This window comes from Clavibacter sp. VKM Ac-2873, from assembly GCF_015351075.1.
GTDB lineage: Bacteria > Actinomycetota > Actinomycetes > Actinomycetales > Microbacteriaceae > Clavibacter.
This window is the reverse complement of sequence record NZ_JADKRS010000002.1, coordinates 368,645-380,659: the sequence shown is the minus strand read 5'-3', so window position 1 is coordinate 380,659 and position 12,015 is coordinate 368,645. Positions and strand designations below refer to the sequence as shown.

At 71.9% G+C, this 12,015-nt stretch carries 9 protein-coding genes; 7 read left to right on the top strand and 2 right to left on the bottom strand.

The window, feature by feature from the left end:
- Positions 1-125: 125 nt before the first annotated feature.
- Positions 126-1,160 (top strand): virulence RhuM family protein, encoded by a 1,035-nt coding sequence (locus ITJ44_RS09120; protein ID WP_194634771.1) that lies wholly within the window; start codon positions 126-128, stop codon positions 1,158-1,160.
- A gap of 114 nt (positions 1,161-1,274) precedes the next feature.
- Here the strand turns inward: ITJ44_RS09120 and ITJ44_RS09115 are convergent, their stop codons facing one another.
- Positions 1,275-2,411 carry a glycosyltransferase family 9 protein gene (locus ITJ44_RS09115; protein ID WP_194634769.1) on the bottom strand — a complete coding sequence of 379 codons (1,137 nt, stop codon included), beginning with the start codon at positions 2,409-2,411 and terminating at the stop codon, positions 1,275-1,277.
- Between the two features lie 85 nt (positions 2,412-2,496).
- The gene (locus ITJ44_RS09110; protein WP_228494856.1) at positions 2,497-3,555 is read right to left on the bottom strand and encodes a LacI family DNA-binding transcriptional regulator; all 1,059 of its coding nucleotides are present in this window, start codon (positions 3,553-3,555) and stop codon (positions 2,497-2,499) included.
- Between the two features lie 110 nt (positions 3,556-3,665).
- Between ITJ44_RS09110 and ITJ44_RS09105 the strand changes: the two genes are divergently transcribed.
- The 6 genes from ITJ44_RS09105 (at position 3,666) to rfaE2 (ending at position 11,950) form a co-directional block, all read left to right on the top strand.
- Positions 3,666-4,607 carry a carbohydrate ABC transporter permease gene (locus ITJ44_RS09105; protein ID WP_194634765.1) on the top strand — a complete coding sequence of 314 codons (942 nt, stop codon included), beginning with the start codon at positions 3,666-3,668 and terminating at the stop codon, positions 4,605-4,607.
- Between the two features lie 2 nt (positions 4,608-4,609).
- Positions 4,610-5,560: a carbohydrate ABC transporter permease gene (locus ITJ44_RS09100; RefSeq protein ID WP_194634763.1), complete on the top strand. Its 951-nt coding sequence runs from the start codon at positions 4,610-4,612 to the stop codon at positions 5,558-5,560.
- A gap of 56 nt (positions 5,561-5,616) precedes the next feature.
- A complete protein-coding gene (locus ITJ44_RS09095; RefSeq protein ID WP_194634761.1) occupies positions 5,617-6,969 on the top strand; it encodes a sugar ABC transporter substrate-binding protein in 1,353 nt (450 codons plus the stop codon).
- 89 nt (positions 6,970-7,058) lie between these two features.
- Complete coding sequence (locus ITJ44_RS09090) at positions 7,059-8,858, top strand: beta-galactosidase family protein (protein ID WP_194634759.1); 1,800 nt, start codon at positions 7,059-7,061, stop codon at positions 8,856-8,858.
- Positions 8,859-8,966: 108 nt separating this feature from the next.
- Positions 8,967-10,406, top strand: a complete 1,440-nt coding sequence (locus ITJ44_RS09085) for an aldehyde dehydrogenase family protein (RefSeq protein ID WP_194634757.1) — start codon at positions 8,967-8,969, stop codon at positions 10,404-10,406.
- Positions 10,403-11,950 carry a D-glycero-beta-D-manno-heptose 1-phosphate adenylyltransferase gene (rfaE2, locus tag ITJ44_RS09080; RefSeq protein ID WP_194634755.1) on the top strand — a complete coding sequence of 516 codons (1,548 nt, stop codon included), beginning with the start codon at positions 10,403-10,405 and terminating at the stop codon, positions 11,948-11,950. Before ITJ44_RS09085 ends, rfaE2 begins: the two co-directional genes overlap by 4 nt.
- Positions 11,951-12,015 lie beyond the last annotated feature (65 nt).

Genomic DNA, 12,015 nt, shown 5'->3' with positions numbered 1-12,015 from the left:
GCCCCGCTCCTCAGAGCGGTGCGGCGCCGCCGCGCCGGCCGGGCTCACAGGATGTCGCCGGCCTCGAATAGGGTCGTGCGAAGCCGAGCGGCAGGCGGGCGATCGGCCACGGGATGGAGCACCGCATGATCGAAGGCACGGGTCAGTTCATCTTGTACACGGAGCCCGGTGGAGCACAGGTGCAGCTCCACGCCGTCGACGGGACGGTGTGGCTCACGCAGTCCCAGCTCGCGGAGCTGTACGGGACATCCGTCGTCAACATCGCGCAGATCATCCGTCGGATCCTCGATGACGGAGAAGTCACCGAGGCAACAATTAACTCTGAGTTAATTGTTCGCCGGGAGGGAAATCGGGATGTGAGGCGGGAGCTGACCGTCTACGACTTGGAGATGATCCTCGCCATCGGCTATCGCGTCACGACGAACAGGGGCGTGCAGTTCCGACAGTGGGCGACCACGGTGCTGCGCGAATACCTCGTCAAGGGGTTCGCGATGCAGGACGAACGCCTCAAGGATCCTGCCGGAGTCGACTACTTCGACGAGCTCCTCGAACGCATCCGGGACATCCGGTCGTCCGAGAAACGCTTCTACCAGAAGATCCGCGACATCTTCGCGGCGAGCAGCGTCGACTACGCCCCGGGCAACGCCGCCGCCAAGGAGTTCTTCGCGACCATCCAGAACAAACTCCTGTTCGCCGTGACTGGTCTCACTGCAGCTGAGCTCGTCGTCGCGCGTTCGGACCCCGATGCGGAGAACATGGGCCTCACCAGCTGGAAGGGTGAGCGTGTCCGGAAGGGGGACGTGACGACGTCGAAGAACTACCTCACCGCAGACGAGTTGAGCGCGTTGAATCTGCTCACCACGAGATTCCTCGACTTCGCCGAGGACCGGGCCCGGCGCCGGATGACGACTTCCATGGGCGATTGGGTCGCGCGGACGGATGGCTTCCTCCAATTCGACGAGCGCAACATCCTGACCGGCCCTGGCACGGTCTCCGCCGACGCAGCAGCCCGCGTGACGGCCCAGCGCTACGCGGAGTTCGACGATCACCGACGCGCACACGATGCGGCGTCTGCCGATCTCGCAGATGCCGACGTGATGAATGCCCTCGACCGCGCCGGGCGCACGCCTGTGGCAGGAGAATCTCCCGAGCACAGGTGATGGCCCCGCGACGGCAGGTGCCACATCCTGTGTCCTCGAGGGCACCGTGCTCGTGAAGTCGCCGAGAGCCTGCGTACAGCGACATCGGCCATGGCGCATCTGCCCGACGCGGGCCTAGGCCGGGACGCGCTCCGCGAGCGACGCCCGCCGCAGCTGCTCCACGTCCGCGTGCACGTCGTCGACGCGCACCTCGGCGACGTGCGACGGGTCGTGCGCGCAGCGCTCGGCGGTCCAGCCGACCTGGGTCACGTCGACGCCGCAGACCGGGCAGCGCGTGGTCCAGCCGATGTGGATCCGGTGCCGCGTCCGCCCGAACGCCGCCGCGTTGATCACGTTGCCGAACCAGAACACCCCGACCGTGCGCGCGCCGACGGCCTGCGCGAGGTGCCGCGGGCCGCTGTCGTTGCCGAGCACGACGTCCGCGTGCGTGAAGAGGCCCGCGAGCTCGCCGAGGGTGAGGGAGTCGGCGAGCGAGGCGATCCGCGCGGCCTGCTCCGCGGGCAGGCCCTCCCGGCCGAGCGCGACGATGCGGTCGGCGTCCGCGGCGTCCGTCGCGTCGCCGACGACGACCACCTGCGCGTCGTCGGCCGCGGCCCGGCGCGCGACCTCCGCGAACGACTCCACGGGCCAGCGGCGGCGCGGGTCGGTGGCCCCCGGGTGGATCACGACGAGCCCGCCCGGCGCGCCCGTCACGCGCTCGGCCGCCGCGGCCCGCTCGGCGTCGGTCACCTCGACCACCGGCTCCAGGTCGACGACGGGCGCGCCCGCGAGCCCCGCCACCTCGAGCCCGCGCAGCACCTCGTGCTGGTAGTAGACGTAGGGGATCACGCGCTCGAGCCGCTCGGCGTCGTCGGTCGCGGTGCCCACCGTGTGCCGGGCGCCGAGCCGCAGCAGGAACGGGTTGGAGTTGCGGCCGCCGCCGTGCACCTGCACGGCGAGGTCGAAGCGGCGCGCGCGCATGCGGGCGGCGAACGCCTCGATCTCCGCCGGGTCGGGATCCGTGCCCGGCACGTCCCGCACGCCGGCCGCGACCGGCAGCACCTCGATCTCGTCGGGCCCGCCCGGCCGGCCGCCGAGGAGCGCGCGATGCAGCGGCGTGCCGAGCAGCGTGATCCGCGCCCCCGGGTACGCGGCCCGCAGCGCCGCCATCGCGGGCAGCGCGAAGATCAGGTCGCCGAGCCCGCCGCCGCGCAGCACGGCGATGGAGCGGACGTCGGGGAATCTCTCGTGGAGCGGGGCGACGACGGGCACGGGGCGGCCTCCTGATCGGGCGGGCGGGTCCCCCGTCCCGTTCCCCCCGGCGGCCGCATCGAAACGGCCGCAGCCGGAGAGCGGATCAGCGCGCGTCGCGCCGCGGCGCCGCCGCGCTCTGGCGCACCACGAGCCGCGTCGGCACGATGCGATCGCCCGAGGGCTCGCGGCCGTCGAGCATCTCGAGCAGCACCTGCATCGAGCGGCGGCCGATCTCGGTGAAGTCCTGGTGCACGGTCGTGAGCGGCGGCCAGAACGAGCTCGACTCCTCGGTGTCGTCGAAGCCGACCACGCTGATGTCGCCCGGCACGTCGCGGCCGAGCTCGTGCAGCGCGTGCATGATCCCGAGCGCCATCTGGTCGTTCGCGGCGACGATGCCCGTGATGTCGGCGCGCCGGCCGAGCTCCTTCCCCAGGCGGTAGCCGGACGCCGTGGTCCAGTCGCCCTGCGCCGGATCCTCGGGGTCGAGCCCCGCGTCGAGCATGGTCGCGCGCCACTCGGCCGCGCGCCGGGCCGCCGAGTAGGAGGTGGAGGGACCTGCGACGTGCACGATCGCGGTGTGCCCGAGGTCCAGCAGGTGCTGGGTGACGAGCCGCGTGCCCTGCTCCTGGTCGGTGTCGACGACCACGAACGGGTCACCCGCGTCGGAGTCGATGATCACGACGGGAAGGCCCACGGGGATGATCACGTCGGCCCGGTCGAGCATGTGCGCCTCGATGATGATGACGACGCCGTCGACCGCCTCCTCCTGCAGCCGGCTGAACGCCCCGGCCACCTCGCCCTCGGTGGGATGCGGCACCGGCATGAGCGTGATCGTGTACCCGGCGTCGGACGCGGCCGTGACGATCGCGTCGAGCGTGCGCATGTTCCCGAGGGTGGAGAGCGTGAACATGATGATGCCGATGCTGCGGAAGCGGCCGGTCTTCAGGGCCCGCGCGGCGCTGTTCGGCCGGTAGCCGAGCTCGGCCATCGCGTCCATCACCCGCTGCCGCGTCGAGGCCTCCACGTTCTGCGCCCCGTTGGACACCCGGGACACCGTCTGGGCGGACACGCCGGCGTGCGCGGCGACGTCGGCCATCGACACGGTGCGGCCGCCGGGCGCGCGCCGGCCGCTCGACTTGACGGCCGACGGTGGAGATGTCATGGTTGCGAGCATCACAGATGTTTGCGCAAACACCCAATCCTCCCGAGGTGGGTGACAGCCCACCCCCCATGGGCTAGTAGCGCCGCGATCCCCCGACGAAGTGGAAGCACATGACGACGATGTCGACCTCGGCCGCCCGGCCGAAGGCGCCCGACGCGGCCCGCCCCAGCGGTCCCCCGATGCGACGCGACAAGCGACGCTGGACCGGGCTGGGCTTCGTCGCCCCGTTCCTCGTGGTCTTCCTCGTCGTCCTCATCGCGCCCGTCGGCTACTCGATCTACCTCAGCCTGTTCCAGGAGCGGATGATCGGCGGCACCTCGTTCGTCGGCATCGCCAACTACACGCAGGCGCTCAACGACCCGAACTTCTGGGACGCGCTCGGCCGCGTCGCGCTGTTCCTCGTCGTGCAGGTCCCGATCATGCTGTTCGTCGCCCTGTTCGCGGCGCTGGCCCTCGACTCGGCCCGCCTGCACCTCACCGCGTTCTTCCGGATCTCGATCTTCCTGCCCTACGCCGTCCCCGCGGTCGTCGCGGCGCTCATGTGGGGCTTCATCTACGGCAACCGCTTCGGCCTCGTCGGCAACATCGAGCAGGCCACCGGCTGGCACCTGCCCGACCTGCTCTCGCAGGGCTGGATCCTCGCGTCGATCGGCAACATCGTCACGTGGGAGTTCGTCGGCTACAACATGCTGCTGTTCTACGCGGCCCTCCGCGTCATCTCGCCCGACCTGTACGAGGCCGCCGAGCTCGACGGCGCCGGCCCCTTCCGCATCATCACGGGCATCAAGCTCCCCGCCATCCGCGGCGCGCTCGTCATCGGCGTGATCTTCTCCATCATCGGCAGCTTCCAGCTCTTCAACGAGCCGAACATCCTGCAGACGCTGGCGCCGAACGCGATCAGCTCGTACTTCACCCCGAACATGTACGCGTACAACCTGTCCTTCGCGGGACAGCAGTTCAACTACTCCGCCGCCATCGCGATCATCATGGGCGTCCTGACGATGGTGGTCGCCTACGTGGTGCAGCTCGTCGGCACCCGGAAGGACAGCTGACCGTGTCGACCCTCACCGGAACCCCCCTCGCCGCGCCCGACGCCGGCACGCCCGTCCGCGACGCACCGGCGGACAAGACGCCGAAGCGCCGCAAGAGCGCCGGCGCTCCCCGCGAGCGTCGCAGCATCGTGCTCACGCTCGTCATGGCGCTGCTGCTCATCTACTCCGTGCTCCCCCTGTTCTGGCTCCTGGTCAACTCGACCAAGACGCAGGACGCGCTGTTCAGCTCGTTCGGCCTCTGGTTCTCGGGCGACTTCGCGCTGTGGGACAACATCCAGGGCGTGCTGACCTACGGCAACGGCGAGTTCGTCCGCTGGCTCGGCAACACGCTGATCTACGTGGTCGTCGGCGCGGGCGGCGCGACGCTGCTCGCCACCCTCGCGGGCTACGGCCTGGCGAAGTTCGACTTCCCCGGCAAGAAGATCGTGTTCGCGGTGGTGCTCGGCGCCGTCGCGATCCCCGGCACGGCCCTCGCGGTGCCGACCTTCCTGCTCTTCAGCCAGATGGGCCTCACGAACACCCCGTGGGCGATCATCCTGCCGTCGCTCATCAGCCCCTTCGGGCTGTACCTCATCTGGACCTACGCGGTCGACTCGGTGCCCGAGGAGATCCTCGAGGCGGCCCGGATCGACGGCTCGAGCGAGATCCGCACCTTCTTCACGATCAGCCTGCGGCTCCTGTCGCCCGGCCTCATCACGGTGCTGCTGTTCTCGATCGTCGCCACCTGGAACAACTACTTCCTCCCCCTGATCATGCTGAGCGACTCCCGCTGGTACCCCCTCACGGTGGGCCTCAACCAGTGGAACGCGCAGTCCACCACCGTGGGCGGCCAGCCGATCTACAACCTCGTCATCACGGGATCGTTCCTCGCGATCATCCCCATCGTGATCGCGTTCCTCTTCCTCCAGCGCTACTGGCAGTCCGGCCTCTCGGCCGGCGGCGTCAAGGCGTAGTCCCCGACCCACCTCCGCACGACCCTCACCACCACGAAGAAGTGAAAGGCACCACCATGTCCATCTCGTTCCCCCGCAGGGCGAAGCGCGCCATCGCGCTCGGCCTCGGCATCGTCCTCGCGGGCTCCCTCGCGGCGTGCTCGTCCGGATCGGGCGGCGCCAGCGCCGACTCCGCGTCCGCCGACGACCTCGCGAAGGCCCTCGACACGCAGTCCTCCATCACCGTCTGGGGCTGGGCTCCCGCGATCAAGCCGATCGCCGAGGCGTTCGAGAAGGAGCACCCGAAGATCACGGTCGACGTGCAGAACGTCGGCACCGGCGCCGACCAGTACACGAAGCTCCAGAACGCCATCAAGGCGGGCAAGGGCGCTCCCGACGTGGCGCAGATCGAGTACTTCGCGATCCCGCAGTTCGCGCTCGGCAAGTCCCTCGCCGACCTCTCGGGCTACGGCTACACGGACCTCAAGGACCAGTTCACGGCGTCCACCTGGAACGCGGTCACCCAGGGCGACGCCCTCTACGCCCTGCCGCAGGACTCGGGCCCCATGGCGATGTTCTACCGCCAGGACATCTTCGACAAGTACCAGATCGCCGTCCCCACCACGTGGGACGAGTACGTGGCCGCCGCGGAGAAGATGCACGCCGCCGACCCGAACCAGTACATCACCAGCGACAGCGGCGACGCCGGCTTCACCACGAGCATGATCTGGCAGGCCGGCGGCCACCCCTACAAGGTCGACGGCGACAAGGTCACCATCGACATGCAGGACGCGGGCGCCAAGAAGTACACGGCCATGTGGAACAAGCTCGTCGCCAACGGCTCGCTCGCCCAGACCCCCGGCTGGACCGACGAGTGGTTCCGCGGCCTCGGCGACGGATCCATCGCGACGCTGATCACCGGCGCCTGGATGCCCGGCAACCTCGAGGCGCAGGCCACCGCGGGCTCCGGCCAGTGGCGCGTCGCCCCCATGCCGCAGTACACCGCGGGTGACACCGCGACCGCGGAGAGCGGCGGATCCTCCATCGCCGTCATGCAGCAGTCGACCAACAAGCTCGTCGCGGCGGAGTTCGCGAAGTTCACCACCGCCAACGAGGAGGGTCGCAAGATCTCCTTCGACGCCGGCGGATTCCCGTCGACCACGGCCGACCTGAACAGCCCCGAGTTCCTCGCCGACGCCCCCGAGTACTTCGGCGGCCAGAAGATCAACGAGGTGCTCAGCGCGGCCTCGAAGGACGTCGTCACCGGATGGCAGTACCTGCCCTTCCAGGTGTACACGAACAGCATCTTCAGCGACTCGGCCTCGTCCGCGTACGCCAACGGCACCTCGCTCGACCCCGTCCTCGAGGCGTGGGGCAAGGCCGCTGCCGAGTACGGCCAGCAGCAGGGCTTCACCGTCGACGTGAAGTAGCGACCAGTACGACCTGGACGACCCGAGGGGAGGTGCGACGCGAGTCGCGCCTCCCCTCTTCCCTGCCCCGCCTCACCCAAGGACACGACATGCCCGGCCTCCCCGCCACCAGCGCCCGCTTCCGCATCGGCGCCGACGACTTCGAGCTCGACGGCCGCCCGCACCGCGTCATCGCGGGCGCGCTCCACTACTACCGCGTGCACCCCGACCAGTGGGCCGACCGGATCCACAAGGCGCGCCTGATGGGGCTCGACACCATCGAGACGTACGTCGCCTGGAACGCCCACTCGCCCGAGCGCGGCGCCTTCGACACGTCCGACGGCCTCGACCTCGGGCGCTTCCTCGACCTCGTGCACGCGGAGGGCATGCACGCGATCGTGCGCCCTGGGCCGTACATCTGCGCCGAGTGGGACGGCGGCGGGCTGCCCGGCTGGCTGTTCGAGGATCCGGCCGTGGGCGTCCGTCGCAGCGAGCCGCTGTACCTCGCCGCGGTCGACGAGTTCCTGGCCCGCGTCTACGAGATCGTCGCGCCACGGCAGATCGACCACGGCGGGCCCGTCATCCTCGTGCAGATCGAGAACGAGTACGGCGCGTACGGCGACGACGCCGACTACCTCCGGCACCTCGTCGACCTGACGCGCGCGTCCGGCATCATCGTGCCGCTCACGACCGTCGACCAGCCGACCGACGAGATGCTCTCCCGCGGCAGCCTCGACGAGCTGCACCGCACGGGATCCTTCGGCTCGCGCGCCACCGAGCGCCTCGCGACCCTCCGCCGCCACCAGCCGACCGGCCCGCTCATGTGCAGCGAGTTCTGGGACGGCTGGTTCGACCACTGGGGCGAGCACCACCACACGACCTCCGCGGCCGATGCCGCCGCCGAGCTCGACGCGCTGCTCGCCGCGGGCGCGTCCGTGAACATCTACATGTTCCACGGCGGCACGAACTTCGGCTTCACGAACGGCGCCAACCACAAGGGCACGTACCAGTCGCACGTCACCTCGTACGACTACGACGCCCCGCTCGATGAGACCGGATCCCCCACAGCGAAGTTCTTCGCCTTCCGCGACGTGATCGCGCGCTACCGGTCCGTGCCCGACGAGGTGCCCGCGATGCGCGGCGACGCACCCGCGTTCGAGGTCGCGTTCGGCGCGGCCGTGCCGCTGGCCGACGTGGTGCCGGACGATGCCGCCGCCTGGCGCGCGACCGACGCGGTGCCGTCGATGGATCAGCTCGGCGTCTTCCGGGGGTTCGCGCTGCACCGGGTGGAGCTGCCCGCGTCGACCCGCCCGCGCGTGCTCGCGTTCGGCGAGGTGCGCGATCGGGCCGTCGTGTCGGTCGACGGCGTGCGGGTCGGCGTGATCCAGCGCGACCAGCACGAGACCGCGATCGCCGTGCCGCCCGGCCGGATCCTCGAGGTGCTCGTGGAGGACCAGGGGCGCGTGAACTACGGCGTGCGGATCGGCGAGGCGAAGGGGCTCATCGGGCCGGCGACGCTCGACGGCGCGGAGCTCACCGGCTGGGAGAGCCAGCCGCTCGACCTGGCCGCGATGGCGGCCTCGGTCACCTCGGCGGCGGCCGTCGCCGCGGCCTCCGGCGCGGAGCCGGTCCGTTTCCTCGACGGGCCGGTGCTGGCGCACGCCTCCTTCGAGATGGACGAGCCCGCCGACCTCTTCCTCGACACGCGCTCGTGGGGCAAGGGCGTCGCGTTCGTCAACGGGTTCGCGCTCGGCCGCTACTGGACCCGCGGGCCGCAGCACACGCTCTACGTGCCGGGCGCGCAGCTCCGCGCGGGCCGCAACGACCTGGTCGTGTTCGAGACGGGCGCGGCGGCGGATCCGGTCGTGGCGTTCCTGGCGCAGCCGGAGCTGGGGCACCTGGAGTCGTAGGGGCCGCCCCGTGTGGGAGCGCAGGGAAGTGGGTACGGGCCGGGTGGCGCGCGAGCGCCCGCGCCCCTCCCGCGCATCCCGCGGGCCGCCGACCCCGCGAGGAGACCCGTGACCACCGACACCGCACTCGACATCGAGGGCCTGATCGATCCCGAGGGCACCGCGGCCGGACCCGGGACGCTGCGGATCACGGATCCGCGCGACGGCTCGGCCGTGGGCGACATCGACGCGTCGACGCCCGACGAGGTCGAGGCAGCGGTGCGCAGGTCGGTGAAGGCGTCCGCCGCGTGGGCCGCGACGCCGCCCGCCCAGCGCGGCCAGGCCGTGCGCCGGGCCGCCCACGCGCTCGCCGAGCACGCGGAGGAGCTCGCCGAGCTGAACACCCGCGAGACCGGCAAGCCGATCGGCGACGCGCTCGGCGGCGTCGGCGCGGGCATCGATACGCTGCTGCAGTACTCCGAGCTCGGGCCCGTGCACCGCGGGCGGAGCCTGCTCGGCACGCTCCCGGCCGTCGACTTCTCGGTGCCGCGGCCGCGCGGCGTCACGGTCGCGCTCACGCCGTGGAACGATCCCGTCGCGGTGGCCGCGGGGATCATCGGCGCGGCGCTCGTGATGGGCAACACCGTGATCCACAAGCCCAGCGAGCGCTGCCCGCACACCGGCGAGCTGCTCGGCCGGATCCTCGCCGAGGCCCTGCCCGACGGCGTGCTCGTGTCCGTGGTCGGCGGCGGCGACGTCGGCGACCGGCTCGTCGCGCACGAGGACACGCGCGTGGTCGCGCACGTCGGATCCACCGCCGCGGGCGAGGCCATCGCGCGCCGCGCCGCGGGCACCCCCACCCACGTGATCCGCGAGAACGGCGGCAACGACCCGCTCCTCATCGACGCCGGCGTCGATCCCGCGTGGGCCGCCGCGCAGGCCGCCCTCGGATCCTTCGCCAACGCCGGCCAGATCTGCACATCGGTCGAGCGGATCTACGTGCACCGCGACATCGCCGACCGCTTCACCGCCGCGCTCGTCGCCGAGGCCGAGCGCTGGAACTCCTCCGGCGACCTCGGCCCGCTCGTCGACGAGCGCATGCGCGACGCCGTGCACGAGCAGGTCGCCGAGGCGCTGACCGAGGGCGCCCGCGCGCTCGTCGGCGGTCGCGTGCCCGACGGCCCCGGATCCCGCTACCCCGCCACCGTGCTCGTCGACTGCACCGCCGACATGACCGTGATGACGGCCGAGACGTTCGGCCCGGTCGCGGCCGTGCAGGTCGTCGCGGACTTCGACGAGGCGCTCGCCCGCGCATCCGACGACCGCTACGGGCTCGCCGCGAGCGTGCTCACCGCCTCGATGGAGCACGCGCAGCGGGCGGCCGCGGAGCTGCCCGTCGGCACGATCAAGGTCAACGGCGTCTTCGGCGGCGCACCCGGCGGCGCCGCGCAGCCCCGCGGCCGCAGCGGATCCGGCTTCGGCTACGGCCCGGAGCTCCTCGACGAGATGAGCACCACGACGGTCGTGCACCTCGGGCTGCCGGTGCTCGACGCCGGGGACGCGCGATGACCAGCGAGCTGCGCGGGATCATCGGCCTGCTCGCCGAGCGCCGCCCCACCGTCACGGTCATCGGCGACGTCATCCTCGACGAGTGGTGGCGCGGTCACAGCGACCGGATGACCCGCGAGGCGCCGGCGCCCGTCGTGGACGTGACCGAGCGGATCCAGTCGCTCGGCGGCGCCGCGAACACCGCCGTCAACCTCGCGAGCCTCGGCGGCACCGTGAGGATGGTCGGCCTCGTCGGCCAGGACGCCGCCGGCGACCGCGTGCGCGACCTGCTGCTGGCGGCCGGCGTCGACGTGTCGGGCCTCGTGCACTCGCCGCGCCTGCGCACCACCACCAAGACGCGGATCGTGGGCGACGACCAGGTGATCGTGCGGGTCGACGACGTGCACCGCGGATCCGTCCACCGCGACGACGCGCGCGCCCTCGCCCGCGCCGCCCTCGAGGCCACGGCCGACGCGGACGCCGAGATCGTCTCCGACTACGGCACCGGCACCCTCCACGGCGTGGTGCTCGAGTCGCTCGCCGCCCGCGAGCGCCGGCCCGGCCTCACGGTGGTCGACGCGCACGATCCCGCGATCTGGGCGCCGCTCCGGCCCGACCTCATCACGCCGAACGCGGGCGAGGCCGGCCGCCTCGTGGATCGGCCGCTCGCGCGCGACGAGGACCGCGCGGCCGTGGTCGCCTCCCTCGCCGACGCCGTGCTCGCTGCATCCGGATCCGCGACCGCCGTCGTCACCCTCGACCGCGACGGCACCGTCGTGCTCGGCGCGGGCGAGCCGTACCGCACGCGCGCGCACCCGGTGCCCGAGAAGCAGGCGTCCGGCGCGGGCGACACGTTCGTCGCCGCCCTCACGCTCGCCCGCGCCGTCGGCCTCCCGCTGACGGTGAGCGCCGACTTCGCCCAGGCCGCGGCCGACGTGGTCGTGCGCCAGCCGGGCACGAGCGTCTGCTCCGCCGCGACCCTCGCCGACCACCTCGGCGAGACGCGCTCGCGCACCGTGTCGCAGGCCGAGCTGGTGGGCCTCGTCGCGGGAGAGCGCGCGGCGGGCCGCCGGATCGTCTTCACGAACGGCTGCTTCGACGTGCTGCACCGCGGCCACACCACCTACCTCCGCCAGGCCAAGCGCCTCGGCGACGTGCTCGTGGTCGCGCTCAACAGCGACGACTCCGTGCGGCGGCTGAAGGGATCCGACCGCCCGGTGAACACCGCCGAGGACCGCGCGGGCGTGCTCGCCGAGCTGTCGTGCGTCGACGTGATCACCGTGTTCGACACCGACACCCCCATCCCGCTGCTCGAGGCGGTGCGGCCCGACGTGTACGCGAAGGGCGGCGACTACACGCCCGAGATGCTCGACGAGACGGCGGTGGTGCGCGCGTACGGCGGCGAGGTGTCGATCCTCGGGTACGTCCCGTCGCAGTCGACGAGCTCGATGGTGGACCGGATCCGCGCCTCGGCACCCGATCCCGGCTTCGTGCGGCCGGCGGGCACGGCGACGGCGGCGCCCGCGCAGCCCACCGCACCCGCGGATCCTGACGGCTCCCCGTAGATCTCGTCGGTCCCCCTGCCCACTGCTCGACCTCGGGAGTCGACTCGACGGGCAGGCGACGCAGC